This is a genomic window from Candidatus Arthromitus sp. SFB-rat-Yit, from assembly GCF_000283555.1.
Taxonomy (GTDB): domain Bacteria; phylum Bacillota; class Clostridia; order Clostridiales; family Clostridiaceae; genus Dwaynesavagella.
The window spans coordinates 881,818-897,709 of sequence record NC_016012.1 but is presented as its reverse complement, the minus strand read 5'-3'; the positions used below and the strand labels follow the sequence as shown (position 1 = coordinate 897,709).

13 protein-coding genes are annotated in these 15,892 nt (G+C 28.6%); 11 read left to right on the top strand and 2 right to left on the bottom strand.

Features of this window, described 5'->3' with window-relative positions; genetic code table 11:
• Positions 1–84: 84 nt before the first annotated feature.
• The 7 genes from RATSFB_RS04205 (at position 85) to RATSFB_RS04175 (ending at position 7,988) form a co-directional block, all read left to right on the top strand.
• Positions 85–678, top strand: a complete 594-nt coding sequence (locus RATSFB_RS04205; RefSeq protein ID WP_014094805.1) for a 50S ribosomal protein L25 — start codon at positions 85–87, stop codon at positions 676–678.
• Between the two features lie 112 nt (positions 679–790).
• Positions 791–2,518 (top strand): phospho-sugar mutase, encoded by a 1,728-nt coding sequence (locus RATSFB_RS04200; protein WP_083832993.1) that lies wholly within the window; start codon positions 791–793, stop codon positions 2,516–2,518.
• The gene (locus tag RATSFB_RS04195; protein WP_242821381.1) at positions 2,506–3,597 is read left to right on the top strand and encodes a tetratricopeptide repeat protein; all 1,092 of its coding nucleotides are present in this window, start codon (positions 2,506–2,508) and stop codon (positions 3,595–3,597) included. The genes RATSFB_RS04200 and RATSFB_RS04195 overlap by 13 nt, the downstream gene beginning before the upstream one ends.
• Positions 3,598–3,605: 8 nt before the next feature.
• Positions 3,606–4,346, top strand: coding sequence for a WecB/TagA/CpsF family glycosyltransferase (locus RATSFB_RS04190; RefSeq protein WP_014094802.1), 741 nt, complete (start codon positions 3,606–3,608; stop codon positions 4,344–4,346).
• Positions 4,339–5,604 carry a glycosyltransferase gene (locus tag RATSFB_RS04185; RefSeq protein ID WP_014094801.1) on the top strand — a complete coding sequence of 422 codons (1,266 nt, stop codon included), beginning with the start codon at positions 4,339–4,341 and terminating at the stop codon, positions 5,602–5,604. Before RATSFB_RS04190 ends, RATSFB_RS04185 begins: the two co-directional genes overlap by 8 nt.
• Positions 5,605–5,616: 12 nt before the next feature.
• Entirely contained in the window at positions 5,617–6,771 is a 1,155-nt protein-coding gene (locus RATSFB_RS04180) for a glycosyltransferase (RefSeq protein WP_014094800.1), read from the top strand.
• Positions 6,756–7,988 carry an O-antigen ligase family protein gene (locus RATSFB_RS04175; RefSeq protein WP_044035547.1) on the top strand — a complete coding sequence of 411 codons (1,233 nt, stop codon included), beginning with the start codon at positions 6,756–6,758 and terminating at the stop codon, positions 7,986–7,988. Before RATSFB_RS04180 ends, RATSFB_RS04175 begins: the two co-directional genes overlap by 16 nt.
• Position 7,989: 1 nt before the next feature.
• Here the strand turns inward: RATSFB_RS04175 and pdaA are convergent, their stop codons facing one another.
• Positions 7,990–8,793, bottom strand: coding sequence for a delta-lactam-biosynthetic de-N-acetylase (pdaA, locus tag RATSFB_RS04170; protein ID WP_014094798.1), 804 nt, complete (start codon positions 8,791–8,793; stop codon positions 7,990–7,992).
• A 111-nt stretch (positions 8,794–8,904) separates the two neighbouring features.
• Here pdaA and ychF point away from each other — a divergent pair, with 111 nt between their 5' ends.
• The 4 genes from ychF (at position 8,905) to hydF (ending at position 13,812) form a co-directional block, all read left to right on the top strand.
• On the top strand, positions 8,905–9,999 hold the full coding sequence (gene ychF / locus RATSFB_RS04165) for a redox-regulated ATPase YchF (RefSeq protein WP_014094797.1): 1,095 nt from the start codon (positions 8,905–8,907) through the stop codon (positions 9,997–9,999).
• 109 nt (positions 10,000–10,108) lie between these two features.
• Complete coding sequence (gene hydE / locus RATSFB_RS04160) at positions 10,109–11,218, top strand: [FeFe] hydrogenase H-cluster radical SAM maturase HydE (RefSeq protein ID WP_014094796.1); 1,110 nt, start codon at positions 10,109–10,111, stop codon at positions 11,216–11,218.
• A 22-nt stretch (positions 11,219–11,240) separates the two neighbouring features.
• Positions 11,241–12,617, top strand: coding sequence for a [FeFe] hydrogenase H-cluster radical SAM maturase HydG (hydG, locus tag RATSFB_RS04155; protein ID WP_014094795.1), 1,377 nt, complete (start codon positions 11,241–11,243; stop codon positions 12,615–12,617).
• Positions 12,610–13,812: a [FeFe] hydrogenase H-cluster maturation GTPase HydF gene (hydF, locus tag RATSFB_RS04150; RefSeq protein WP_014094794.1), complete on the top strand. Its 1,203-nt coding sequence runs from the start codon at positions 12,610–12,612 to the stop codon at positions 13,810–13,812. The genes hydG and hydF overlap by 8 nt, the downstream gene beginning before the upstream one ends.
• On the opposite strand, the gene RATSFB_RS04145 is transcribed toward hydF, so the two are convergent.
• The gene (locus RATSFB_RS04145; protein ID WP_014094793.1) at positions 13,809–15,545 is read right to left on the bottom strand and encodes a ferredoxin hydrogenase; all 1,737 of its coding nucleotides are present in this window, start codon (positions 15,543–15,545) and stop codon (positions 13,809–13,811) included. The two genes, hydF and RATSFB_RS04145, sit on opposite strands and share 4 nt — an antisense overlap.
• Positions 15,546–15,892: the final 347 nt, after the last annotated feature.

Genomic DNA, 15,892 nt, shown 5'->3' with positions numbered 1-15,892 from the left:
CATTGAAGAAATTTTCTACAAGTTAAAAAAGTTGTATAAGAAATATTTAAAAGTGTGATAATACAGACAAAGGGAGTTGATAAAATGATAAACGCAATGATTAATAATGGGACAACAAAAGGATCAACTAAAAGATTAAGAAAAGAAGGTAAGGTTGTTGGCAATATTTATGGGACGGATATTCCATCGACTAAAATAGTTTTAAATAAAAGAGATGTGGAAGAATTAATTGCTCATGGGTGTGAACATAATACTGTAGAGGTAAATGTTGAAGGTAAGAAATACAACGCAATAATCAAGGAAATTCAGAAATGTCATATTACAAATAATATTTTACATGTTGATTTTGAATGTTTTAATGGGGATAAAGTAATTAATGCAGAAATTCCAGTTAATTATATTAATGAATTTGTGGCAACTAAAAACGGTGCATTTATACAAAAGGAAAAAAGTAGCATAAAGGTTAGATGTAAGGCAAGTAAAATACCGGATAAAATTGATTTGGTTATAAAGGAACAGATGTTAGGACACGCTGTTAGGATTTCTGATATGGAAATAGGAGATGAAATAACTATATTGGATAGTTTAGAATCTGTAGTAGCTTCGATAAATTTTGCTAAAAATGTTGTTGATGATTCGAGTGAAGTTATACCACCAACTGAATCGGGGATTAATTAATTGTGTTATATAACAGTACAAATCGTCTTGTTTGTACTGTTATATTTATATATTCCCATGGATGTAGTATAATCAAGATATTAATTAATGTTATCTTGATGAGGTGGTAATTTTGTATAAAAAGTTGGCAGATAAGTGGTTGTCATCTAATAATATTAGCGAAGATTATAAAAAAGAAATATATGATTTAGACGAAAAGGAATTAGAAGATAGATTTTATAAAGAGTTAGAATTTGGAACAGGTGGACTTAGAAGTATAATTGGATCTGGTATAAATCGGATTAATATTTACACAGTAGGTAAGGTTACACAAGGGTATGCAAATTTTTTGAAAGATAAATATAAGAATCAAGATATAAGTGTGGCTATAGCATATGATTCAAGAAATAAATCTAGTGAGTTTGCGAAAAGGGCGGGACTTATTTTTGCGACTAATGGTATAAAAGTTTATTTGTATGAAAGTTTGAGACCAACTCCTATGCTTTCTTTTGCACTTAGGGAACTTAAGTGTAAGGGAGGGGTTGTTATAACAGCCTCACATAATCCTAAGGAATATAATGGTTATAAGGTTTATGGAGAGGATGGAGGTCAATTAACAGATGAGCTAGCGAATGAAGTTTATGAAAAAATATGTGAGGTTGACATATTTGAAGATATAAATATTTTAAGAGAAGATGAAGCTATTAATGAACTTAAACTTGAGTATATAGGGGAAGAAATAGATAGGAAATATTTTGATAAAGTTAAAAGCTTGGTTATAAGAAAAGATTTGGTTAAGAATCATAGCCAAGAATTAAAAATAGTGTATACCCCACTTCATGGATCTGGTCTTGTTCCAGTTACAAAAGTTCTAGATGAATTAGGGTATATTAATGTTGAAGTTGTAAAAGAACAAAGTAATCCTGATGGAAATTTTCCTACTGTATCATATCCGAACCCTGAACTTGAGGATGTGTTTGATTTATCTATAAAATTAGCTAATCAAAATAATAGCGATTTGATTTTAGCAACTGATCCAGATTGCGATAGAGTAGGAGTTGTATCTAGAGATAAAAATGGTGAGTATAAATTTTTTACGGGTAATCAAATAGGAATTTTATTATCTGAGTATATATTGTGTTCTTTGAAGGAGCAAGGAAAACTTAATAACAAATCTACTATTATTAAAACTATTGTAACAACTGACGTTATTAAAAATATTTGTAGTTGTTATGGGGTTAATTTAATTGAGGTATTAACTGGTTTTAAATATATAGGAGAAAAGATAAAAGAGTTTGAAAGTGATAATAGCGGAGAATATATTTTTGGATTTGAAGAGAGTTATGGATATTTACTAGGGGATTTTGTGAGAGATAAAGATGCTGTTATTGCAACGAATATTATAGCAGAGATGACGTTGTATTATAAAAAGAATGGAAAAACTTTATGTGATGCTTTGGAATGTTTATATAGTAAATATGGTTTCTCGCTTGAAAAATTAGTTTCTATGGAGTTGAGTGGTAAAGAAGGGCAAGATAAGATCTCTAATTGTCTGGAAAAATTGAGAAGGATGGATCGAATTGATATTGAAAATATGATTACAGTTAAGGTCCAAGATTATAAATGTGGAGTGGAAAAAGATGTGATAAATAATATAAAAAGTAAAATAGATTTACCTTCATCGAATGTTTTGAAAGTTTTGTTTGGAGATGGAAGTTGGTTTGCAGCTAGACCTTCGGGAACGGAACCGAAGATTAAATTTTATATGAGCGTTAGAAGTAATAGTAAGGAAGATATATCTGCTAAGATGGAAGAGTTTGAAGAAAATGTATTAAATTTAATAAAGAAATGTATGGATTAAAATTAGGAGTAAACATGGGTTATAATATTAATGAAAGACTTTCGAATTTAATATTTATTGAGTTAAAAGATTTGAAAATTTTAGACAAAATAAGTCCTTATTTGTATAAAGAGTTACAGGGTAAAGATGTGCTTTTCCCTGTAGACTTAAAACTTATAACAGATAAAAATAATCCTAAGAGTAGTGAGCTTACTATGGATAAGTTTTTTGTAGGAATGCTCTTATGCATCGGGGGAAATGAAAATTTTATATACAATAATTACTATGAAGAAATAATATTAAATTTTGACAATAGTCAGGAGTTTTATAAGGGGTACATATATTCATTAATTCAAAAAGATGAATTATTTGAAGCTTACATAATGTTAAAGGGATTGTGCAAAATTTATTTTAATGATGAGTACAAGGAAAAGTTAATAGTAGTTTTGATAAATTTAAAAGACAAGGATGAATTTTTTAATTCAGAATTAAAATTTCATATTGATGATGCAATAAAAAATTATAGAACATTTAATAAGGTATATTTATATAAGGCAATGATTGAAAGAGATGAGGGAAACTATGTACTTGCACTTGAAAGCATAGGAAAATATAAAGATCAAGATGAGAAAGGAGTAAAAGAATTTAAAGAGCATCTAATGTCATGCAAAAATTATCAGGATGGTAAAGAAAAAATATATTCTTCACCTAAAGAAGCATTAGAAAAATTAATTCCATTAATTGATATGTTTAAAAATGATGCTTTAATATATTACTATATTGCTGTAGCACACAGGAAACTAAATATGCATCAACAAGCAATTTATTATTTAGAGAATTCTAGGAGAATAGATAGCGATATTGTTGAGGTCGTAAATGAATTGGGATTGAATTATGCAGCTCTTGGAATGTATTCTCATGCTATAAGATATTTTGAGAAAGTATTTAAAGTTACAAATTCGATAGAATCTTGTACAAATATGATAATGAGTTATTTAAAATTGAATGATATGGAGAATGTTAAAAAATATTTTGAAATAGCTCGTGGAATAAACAAGAATGATGAAATTTTAAAGGAGTTAGAAAAGTTAATTTTATAAGTTGAATTATGTATACAAACTTAACGGGATACAAAATATACACAGGAAGTAAAAATGACTTGGTACATATAATACGAAAACATTTATTGTCAAATGGAAATCAAAAATTAAACATAGTTTCTGGTAATCCGGAGGTCTTATTTAATGGATTGAATGATAGTTCTCTTAAAAAGTATTTTTGTAGAGATGATAGTATTATTATACCGGATGGTGTGGGTATAACGATGCTCTTAAAGATATTAAATAAAATAAGGATTTCTAAGATTGCTGGGATTGATATAATGGATGAAGTTTTAAAAATTTGCAACGAACAATTATTGAAAATTTATTTTGTAGGCAGCACGAACGAAAATATATTATTAGCTGTTAATAATATATCAAAAAAATATCCTAATATAAAAATTGCTGGATATGATGATGGGTATTTTGGGAATGATTCAGATGGTGTTTCTCAAAGAATAATGAAAAGCGAACCACATGTTGTACTTGTTGCTATGGGTAGTCCACGCCAAGATGTTTTTATAAATAAATATATAGATTTGTTCAATTGCAAATTATTTATGGGAGTTGGAGGTAGTTTTGATTTGTATGCTGGAAAGCTTAATAGAGCTCCAAAAATAATGATAAATTTGGGATTGGAGTGGCTTTATAGAGTATCGAAAGAGCCAGTGAGAATAGTACGATTAATTAGCATACCTAAATTTATGATACGAAGTTTTAAATATCATTTTAAAGGTAGTAATGAGTAATATTTTATTTGTTTCTTGTTACTCAGTTGATATAAACAATTCTGCCAGCATAGAGCTTGTTTATTATATGAATTTACTTGCTAGTAACAAGAAAGTTAAAATACATCTTTTAACTTTAGATTTTCCTAGTAATAGTATTTACTATGATAGTGAACTATCCAAGTTTGTAAATAAAGATGTGGTTGTACATAGAGTCAATGGAAGTTTTATATTAAATAAGATGCTACCTAAAAAAAAGATTTCTGAAAATGAAACACATAAGAAATCTAAGCGTTTAATTTGGATTAAAAATAAAATTGTTATTGTCGATCCATATACTTCTTGGATTAATAATGCTTGTAAATATTTTAAAAAATATTTAAGTGATATAAATTTTGATATTATTATTGGTATGCATGAACCTCCATCTAGTTTGATTTGTGCGTATAAAATTAAAAAAATAGTTAAGAAGTATAATAAAAATGTGCGACTTGTATCATACTTTAGTGATCCTTATTGCAATGAGATAAGTAGAAGAAATAGAGGTATTATTCCAAAAATTTTTAACAAAATAATTGAGAATAAGATAGTGAATAACAGTGATAGGTTTCTGTTTGTAACTGAAAATAATATGGAATATTATAGAGAAGAATATGGCTTAATGCCAAAATCTATGGAGATAATCCATAGAGGATTTGATAAGAAATTATATGCTGATTCCAAAAAAAATTATCCTGTTGAATTCGAATTTGATAAAATTAATATATTGTATGCTGGCGATATTGTCAAAGGTGTAAGAAATGTAAACGAGTTTGTTAAAGCATTGAAATTAATACAAAAAAGTTCTTTAGGTGTGTTTGAAAGTTTAAATGTAAATTTTGTTGGAAGTATAAATGATGTAGATCAAAAGGAATTAGTTAATAAAAGTATTATAAGATTGAAATCACGTGTTTCATACATTGAAATTATAAATATGATTGTTAATGCAGATATACTTCTTGTATTTGGCAATAAAGAATTTTCACAAATACCAGCTAAGATTTATGATTATATGGGTTCGAATGCGATTATCTTAGTAATACTTGAAGATTATGATGATCCGTTGTATAAATTATCTAATAAGGTAGATGGAGTATATTGTTGTCTTAATAAATGTGAAGATATAACGAAAATTATGGTTAATATTTTGAAGAATTTTAATAGAGGTATTGAGTTTAATAGAGATGAGTTTAATAGTAGCATGGTTTTATCAAGGTTATCTAAATTTTTAAATATTTAGCGGAGTTTATCTATGCATATTGTGGTTATACCGTCATGGTATTCAAACAGGAAAAATAAAGTTTTAGGTAGTTTCTTTAAAGAACAGGCACAGGCACTTAAAGAGCATGGTGAAAATATTACTATTTGTTATAATGAAATTTTGCCGATATATTGTTATGATGAATTTAAGACAATATTTAGTAAAAAGATAACATTTGATATTGAGGATGGATTAGATACATACAGATACAAAAATTTTAATTATTTATTACATAGTAGTATGAGATTTAATGTATTTGCCAAGAGGATTGAAAAATTAATAAATAGAGTTATTGCTGATAAAGGTAAAATAGATGTATTTCATTTTCATTCTTGTTTTTGGGCAGGTATATGTGCTCCGTATATAAAGGAAAAATTTAATATACCATATGTTTTAACTGAGCATACTGGTATAAGTTATGCAAGTAATATTAAGAAAAGTTATTTGAAATATATTTATGACTCGTACAATAGTGCAGACAGATTGGTAAGTGTGAGTAATTCTTTGAAAAAAGAGTTAGGGAAGTTTGTAAAAAATGATATAAGTGTTATACATAATTTTATTGATGGAAATAAGTTTAAAATTTTAAAAGAAATGCACCGCAATCTTAGATTTACATTTTTTACGTTAGGTTTTTTGGTTAGGGGTAAAGGGTTCGAAAATTTAATAGATTCTTGCGGATATCTAATTGATATAGGATATGATTTTGTATTAGAAATAGGTGGAGACGGATATTTAAGAGATGAATTAGAGAAGAAAATTAATGATAAAAAATTGCATAATTATGTTAAGCTTTTGGGAATTCTTAGTAGAGATGAAGTTGCATTTTATATGAATAAATGTGATGCGTTTATTTTGGCATCTTCGTATGAAACTTTTGGTGTTGTATATATAGAAGCTTTGGCTTGTGGGAAACCAGTTATAGGAGTAAAAAATGGAGGAGCTGAGGATATTATTATAGATGATGTTGGCATATTAGTAGATACAAACAGTAAGGAGAATTTATCTAAAGCTATAGTACAAATGATTCTTAATATTAATAAATATAATTATACAACTATACATAGTTATTTCTTAAATAATTTCGAAAAAAGTATTATCATAGATAAATTAAAGGACGTGTATGTAACGTGTTTAAAAGATTAGAATCAAAAGATTTACAGCCAGCAGGGGACAGACTTAAATTAGATTTTGATATGGTTAAATTTTATATAACATTGGTATATTTGATATTTAATTTTTCTTATGTCAGTATAATAGGTGAATTGTCACATATTGTGAGTATATTAAATTATTTATTTTACGTAGTATTTATTTTGATATTTGTTTATTCTGTATACAAAAACAAGTTTGAATTCACTTTTTATAATTGTGTATTTATATTGTTTTTATTTTCTACGGTTGTTAGCATGTATTTAAATTCGTATAGTTTTGGTGAGTATATAAATGAAATAAAGCTTATTTTATTAGGAATGTTTCAATTTTTTATATTTTTTAATGTTATTAATAAAAATAAGGATATTAAATTAAAAATACTCTCCACAGTTATATTGGGTGTTTGTTTTATATCACATATATTTAGTATAATTTTTTACATATTTAAGGTTAGGTTTGTTTTAACTAAGGTTTATGGATTTCATTTTGATGGATCTTTTACGGGTATTTACGATAATGAAAATATTTTAGGTATAATTTGTTTTATTGGTATTGTATTCTCGTTTATATTTTTGAATTATTATAAAGAAATTTTGTTTAAGAAGATAGCGATAATTAATGTTATATTGTCGATTATAATGTTGTTTTTGGTTAGTGCACGTAGTGCTGTTATTGCATTTTTAGTATTTTGTTTTGTGTTTACAGCGATAACGTTTAAAAAGAAGTGGATAGTTATAACGTTTTTTGTAGGGTGTTGTTTATTTTCGATATATTTGTTAATTAACAATACTTTGTTGGTTAAGTTATTGAATGGAAGATATGAAATTTGGGAGCAAGTTTTAACAATTATTAAAAATAACATTTTATTTGGATATTCTAAGACGCACTCTATAAATGTTTTAGATAATAGCACTATAAGATTTTTATCTGGAGTAAAAGAGGGAGGAACTCATAATACTTTTCTTGATATTTTATTATCTTATGGTAGTGTGGCATTAGTATTGTTTGTTTCGTTTATAGTCGTCTATCTTATAAGAATCTACAAAATATTGAGAAAAAACATAGATAAATTTAATTACATAGTTTTGTATTCTGCTGTACTTAGTTTTTTGTTTATAGGTATGTTTGAATCTGTGTTGGTCTATACACCAAGTTTAATTGGAATTATATTTTGGATAATTATGGGATATGTTAAGGATGAATCATAAATTAAAAATCTGTTAGAGTTCTGAATTCATATCCTTGAGATTTTAATTCGATCAGTATTTCTTCTAATATTTCAGTGTTGGTTTTTGATACTGCGTGTAATAGTATTATAGATCCATTGTGTATTCTGCTTAAAATTTTATCTTTGGCAGTTTCTTTTGATGGTTGATTTTTGACATCAAAATCCTTATAAGCTAAACTCCAAAATATACTTTTGTATCCGAGTTCATTTGTAAGCTTCATAGAGTATTCACTAAATTTGCCCATAGGTGGTCGGAAATATTTGGGCATATCAGAGTTTGTTATTTTTTTGTATTCTTCTTCTACATCTGTGAATTCTTTTTTAAATTTGTTAGGATCTGTTATTTTTGCCATTGATGGATGTGAAGAGGAATGATTACAAACTAAATGACCTTCATTTACCATTCTTAATATTAGATCTTTATTTGTTTTAAGGTAAGGTTTTACAACGAAAAATGCAGCTGGGACATTTTGTTTTTTCAATATATCGAGTATTTTTGAAGTGTATCCGTTTTCGTATCCTTCATCAAATGTTAGGTAGAGTACTTTTTTTTCGGTATCTCCCAGATAATACCCTGAGAAGTTATTTAATATTGGGATTGCATTTTTGTTTGGTTCAGGAGGTTTATTTTCTTTGTTTGGGACTATGTACCAATCAAGTTCTTGAGTATTTGAATTTGTAAAGTTGTTTGTGGTGATGTATGATGTTTTTGATTGGATGGGAACGAAGTTTGTTGACAGTGAAGTAGTTAATATTAGTAGTGAAGCGATGATGCTTTTTTTCATTTTTAATCCTCCATTTAATAATTTAAATTTTATTATTTTAGTATGTCTTTATTTTATTTGATAAATAAGTGTAAATATATGTTAAAAATTAATATAGAAAGGTAGTTTTTTATGAAGTTAGGGATTGTTGGGTTACCAAACGTTGGTAAAAGTACTTTATTTAATGCTATTACTAAGGCAGGAGCAGAATCGGCAAATTACCCATTTTGTACTATAGAGCCTAATGTTGGTATTGTTACTGTACCTGATAATAGGTTGGATGAATTGGAGAAGATATATAATACGAAGAAAAAAGTTTATGCTTCAATTGAATTTTATGATATTGCTGGATTGGTTAAAGGAGCGAGTAAGGGAGAGGGGCTTGGAAATAAATTTTTATCCCATATTCGTGAAGTTGAAGCGATAGTACATGTTGTAAGGTGTTTTGAAGATAGTAATATTGTTCATGTTAGTGGTCAGGTTAATCCACTTGATGATATAGAGGTTATAAATTTTGAATTGATTTTATCAGATTTGGAAATTGTTCAGAGAAGGATAGATAAAATTATAAAACTTGCAAGATCTGGAGATAAAGATTCTAAGATAGAGCTTGATATTCTTGAAAGGGTTAAGAGTCATTTGGAACAGGGTAAGATGGTTAGGAGCATGGATTTAACTAAGGAAGAAGAGGAAAGAGTTAAAAAATATTTTTTAATAACTAATAAGAAAACTCTTTATGCTTGCAATATATCAGAAGATGAGTTTGTTGATAAAGTAGAAAATGCTATGGTTAAGAAGGTTAAAGAATTTGCTTTGAGTGAGAAATCTGAGGCAATTACTCTTTGTGCAAAATTTGAGGAGGAGTTATCTTCACTTGATGATGTAGACAGATCCCAAATGATGGAAGAGTATGATATTAAAAAGTCTGGATTGGATCAATTGATTGTTAAGAGTTATAGTTTGCTTGGACTTATAAGTTATTTAACTGCTGGGATTCAGGAAGTTAGAGCTTGGACTATAACGGAAGGAACTAAAGCACCTCAAGCAGCAGGGAAAATTCACTCAGATATTGAACGTGGGTTTATACGTGCTGAAGTTATATCATACGACAAGATGATCGAATGTAAAAGTGAGGTTGTTGCGAAAGAAAAAGGATATTATCGTTTAGAAGGAAAAGAATATGTAGTTAGAGACGGGGACATCATAAATTTTAGATTTAATGTGTAGTTTAAATTTTTATTTGAGGTTATCTTAAGGATAACCTTTATTTTTATTTAAGTGAAAGTTTATATTATGTATAATTAAATTAAAGTATTTTATTTTAAGGAGAGTTGTTGTGATTAAAGGATATATTGATGAGTTGTTTGAATTTAATAATCTCTCAGACGAGAAGCTTTTATATATTTTGGAAAATATTGATGAGGATAGTAAAGAATATTTGATAGAAAAGTCACATGAAACTAGAATGAGAACTTATGGGAATAAAGTTTTTATGAGAGGTCTTATTGAATTTACGAATTATTGTAAGAAAAATTGTGAGTATTGTGGTATACAAGGTAAAAATAAAAATGCAGATAGATATAGGCTTACCTATGATCAAATAATGGAGTGTGCGGTTATTGGAGATAGGCTTGGATATAAAACTTATGTGTTGCAAGGAGGGGAAGATCCTTATTTTACTGATGAAAGAATGATTGAAATCATAAGAGGAATTAAGGAAATGTTTCCTAATAATGCAATAACGTTATCTTTAGGTGAAAGAAGTTATGATTCTTATAAAAAAATGTTTGATGCTGGGGCAGATAGATATTTGTTAAGGCATGAAACTGCTTCAAAAGAATTGTATGAGTGGCTTCATCCTGGAGAAATTTTTGGAGATAGAATAAAGTGTCTTTATAATCTTAAAGAGATAGGGTATCAGTTTGGTGCTGGATTTATGGTTGGATTACCTAGGCAAACAAAAAGAGATTTAGTTAAGGATTTAAGATTTGTTAAGGAAATTGAGCCTCATATGTGTGGCATTGGTCCGTTTATACCTCAAAAAGAGACATCTCTTGGTGAATATCCAGCTGGAACTTTGGAAGATACAGTGATTATGCTTGCACTTGTTAGATTGCTTTTACCTAATGTTTTATTACCTGCAACAACAGCTCTTGGAAGTATTGATAAGTTAGGAAGAGAAAAGGGAATAAAGGCTGGAGGAAATGTTGTTATGCCGAATTTATCTCCTACAAATGTTAGAGAAAAATATGCTCTTTATGATGGTAAAATTTGTACTGGTGATGAAGCAGCAGAATGTAGAAAATGTATAGAGAGAAGAATTAATAATGCGGGTTTTGAGGTTGCAATAACTAGGGGTGACAATGTAAAGTGGAGTCATGATAATCCAGATGTTAAACAGTATGATGAACAACAAGTTTCTATAAATAGTATACTTGGATTTTAATTTTTATTTAGGAGGAGTAGTTATGTTCATTGATCATGATTATATAGAAAAAATTTTAAATGAAAGCAAATCCGCATCAAAAGATGATGTTCAATTTGTAATTGATAAGGCTAAAAAGAAAGAAGGACTTAATCATAAGGAAGTTGCAATACTTCTTCAGGTTGAAGATAAGAATCAATTAGAAAGTATTTATAAAATTGCAGGAGGGATAAAGGAGTCTATTTATGGTAAGAGAATAGTTATGTTTGCTCCGTTGTATGTTAGTAATCATTGTGTTAATAACTGTTTGTATTGTGGTTATAGGAGAGATAACAAATTTGAGAGAAGAAAATTAACTCAAGATGAGATTAGGAATGAAGTTAAGATTTTAGAGAGTATGGGGCATAAAAGGCTTGCACTTGAAGTTGGAGAAGATCCTATAAATGTTCCTATTGATTATATTTTAGAATGTATTGATACTATTTATAAAACTCAAAATGATAATGGAGAGATTAGACGTATAAATGTAAATATTGCAGCTACTACTGTTGAAAATTATAGAAAGTTGAAAGATGCGAACATAGGAACTTATATATTGTTTCAAGAAACTTATCACAAGCCAACATATGAAAAGATGCATCCGAAATCAATAAAGGGAGATTATAATTATCATTTGAATTCATTTGACAGAGCTATGGAAGCAGGAATTGATGATGTTGGTGCGGGGGTTTTATTTGGTTTAGCTGATCCTAAATTTGAGGTTTTGGCACTTATGTTACATAATGAGTATTTGGAAGAAAAGTTTAAAGTAGGTTTTCATACAATCTCTGTACCACGTCTTAAAAAGGCTGAAGGAATGAATCTCGAGGATTTTCCAAATGTTTTAGATGACGAAACTTTCAAAAAAATTGTTGCGGTCATAAGGATAGCTGTTCCGTTTACTGGTATAATTCTGTCTACTAGGGAAAATAAGGAAATGAGGAGAGAACTTCTTAGATATGGTGTTTCTCAAATTAGTGCAGGTTCTGTAACAGGAGTTGGTGGATATAAAGAAAAAGAGGATAGAAAAAATGTTAACCAGTTTGAAACTTGTGATGATAGAAGTCCTCTCGAAGTTTTAAAGGAACTTGTGAATGATGGTTACATTCCTAGTTATTGTACTGCTTGTTATAGAAAGGGTAGAACTGGTGAAAGATTTATGAGTCTTGCTAAGACTGGGCAAATACAAAATGTTTGTGAACCGAATGCTTTGATGAGTTTAGTAGAATATGCACTTGATTATGGTGATGATGAGATTATGAATCAAGTTAATGGACTTATTGATAATATTAAAAATGATTTTGAAAAGAAGCATGTGCGTGATATGGTTGAAGATAGGATAGATAGATTAAGGAAGGGAGAAAGAGATTTATATGTTTAGTACTCCGAATGCTAATAGAAAGCACATTGGGATTTATGGGAAAACAAATGTTGGAAAATCTTCTTTAATTAATAAAATTATGGATCAAAATGTTTCCATTGTTTCACCAATAGGTGGCACTACGACAGATCCAGTTTCAAAACCAATGGAATTTATACCGATAGGGCCTGTTTTATTTATAGATACAGCTGGGAGTGACGATGATAGTGAACTTGGGAGTTTAAGATTTAACAAAACATATGATACTTTAAAGAGAGTAGATCTTTCTATATATGTTTTTGATTGTATGGATTTGGATAAAGATTCGTATGAGAAAATGAGGATTAATTTTAAAAAATTTAATGTTCCTCATATTGTTGTTATAAATAAAGCTGATTTATTAAAAGATTCGGATCGTGAAGAGATTTCTAAAGATTTTAATGATTTTATATTTGTATCAACCGAGAGTGGTGAAGGTATTGAAAATTTAAAAAATAGAATTATCCAAATTTTTAGTGAATCTGAGTATGAAATTCCAATAATTGGAGATATTCTTCCTTATAATAGTAAGGTTGTTATGGTTGTACCTATAGATTCCGAGGCACCAAAGGGTAGAATAATTCTTCCACAAGTTCAATGTATTCGTGATTGTTTGGATCATGGGATAAAAAGCTATGTTTTAAGAGATACAGAACTTGAAGATGGACTGAAGGATTTGAAAGATATTGATCTTGTTATAACAGATTCTCAAGTTTTTAAAAAAGTTTCGGAAGTTGTGCCAAAAAATATACCTTTAACCAGTTTTTCAATTTTGTTTGCAAGGCATAAAGGGAATTTAAAAAGTTTTGTTGATGGAGTTAGAAAGATTGAAGAATTGAACAAAGATTCAAAAATATTGATTGCAGAGAGTTGTAGTCATAATGTTTCACATGAAGATATTGGGAGGTTTAAAATCCCAAAATTGTTAAATAAGCATGTTGGTTATGAATTAAAATATGATTTTTATGTTGGTAATGATTTTCCTGATAATCTTGATGAGTATGATTTGGTTATACATTGCGGTGCCTGTATGATAAATAGGAAAAGTGTTATTAATCGTGTTAATTTTTGTGGAGAGAAAGGGATTAGTATCACAAATTATGGAGTTGTAATAGCCTATTTGACTGGAATACTTGATAGAGCGATAGAGATATTTAAAAAGAAAGAGAATATTTAATTCTCTTTCTTTTTGTATTTTTGGTGCAATATTTCGTGTGCTAATCCTTCACCAGGTGTTCCCATGTAAGTTTTATACATTTTTAATAAGGCAGGGTTTTGGTGTGATTTTCTATATTTTAAATTTTTGTCTTGATTATATAGGACATTTCCACGTAATTTTTTGTAATCAATTTTGTTTCTCATTTTAGGTGTAACATAAGGTTGCCCTCCACCATTTATACATCCACCATAACAAGCCATGACTTCGATAAAGTGATATTGTTTTTTATCAAGAAGATTGTCTTTCATCATTTTGAAGAAGTTAGATGCACCATTAACAACGGCTACGTTATATTCTTTATTGTTAATTTCAACAGTTGCTTCTTTAATTCCTTCGAATCCACGAACATCTTTATATTCAATTTTATCAAGATCTTTATTTTCAAGCATATCTTTCGCACTTCTTAAGGCTGCTTCCATAACTCCACCAGTAACTCCAAAGATTGCTCCAGCACCGGTATAAAGTCCCATAGCCTCATCTAATTCTCCATCTTCAAGAGATGCGAAATCTATTTTTAATTCTTTTAACATTCTTCCAAACTCACGAGTAGTTATAACAGCATCAATATTTCGCACTCCGTTATTAATCATCTCAGGTCTATCTGCCTCAAATTTCTTAGCAGTACAAGGCATTATAGTTACAGTAAATACTTTTTTTGGATCAAGATTTTCTATTGAAGGGTAGTATGACTTACTTGCAGCACCGAAAATTTGTTGAGGTGATTTTGTTGAAGAAAGATTATCCAAAAGTTCTGGAAAATGATTTTCAGCGAGTCTTACCCAAGCAGGACAGCAGGATGTAAACATTGGGAAATTTGTATTGTTACTTCTTATTTTGTTTGCAAATTCTGTTGCTTCCTCCATTATAGTTAAATCTGCACCGAAATTTATATCAAATATTTTATCGAATCCAATTTTTCTTAAAGCAGTGTAAATTTTATTTGTAACATCTATTCCGTAATCCATCTTAAATAATTCACCTAAAGAAGTTCTAACGGATGGGGCCATAGCTGCTATAACATGAATATCTGGATTTTCAAGAGCCTCCTTTACTCTTTCAATGTGTGATTTTTCATATAGAGCATCAACAGGGCAAATATTTACGCACTGTCCACAAAGTATACAGTTTGTATCATCAAAACAATCTAAATGTTGTGGACCAACAACAATTTCACCATTTACATCATGAAAAATTATTGAATCAGTTCCAACTCGTTCTTTACAAGTTGCAACACATCTTCCGCATTTTATACATCTTGATCTATCTAAAACTATAGATTTACTTCTATTGTCTATGTATTCTTCATGATTTTTTACAATAAATGGTTTGGATGCTCTAGCTTTGGTTTGAACAACCAAAGGTAAGAGTTCACAAGTTTCACGACGTTTACATTTACCACAAGTAAAGTTATGAGAATCGAGAATTTTTGATATATTCTCTTTTATTTTTTCGGACACTTTTTCGCTGTCTGTTCTTATTGACATTCCATCTTCAGCTAGAGTTGAGCAAGCATGAACGACATCCCCACTTCCTTCAATTTCAACCATACAAGTACCACAACGATTTACATTTAGACAATCCTCTAGAAAACACAATGTTTTAATTTCTATATTATTATCTTTAGCTATTTGCAAAATGGTTTTTCCTTTTTCAGATGATATTTTTTTATCATTTATAATTACCTCAATCATTAAATTACCTCCAAAACCTTAAGTATACATCAAAATTTATCCAATATTATGTTTTAATTTTAACATATTTTTAAAAAACTATCATTAAAAATATGTGAAATTTATGGTTTAGTTTAACGATTACATCATCATAAAAAATTTAATTTAAAACAAAATCTCAAATATTTTACGTGAATTCGAAATTGCCAAAAATAAAACTGATGGAATTAAATAAATTTGTGCTAAAAAATAAATTTCCTGATTCACATAAAATAAATGAAATTTCGTTTTAATTAACTTAGATAAATTTTTTACATAAAAAATGTTTTTTGCGTTATTAGTAGAAAAGATTTTACATGTTTGAATAA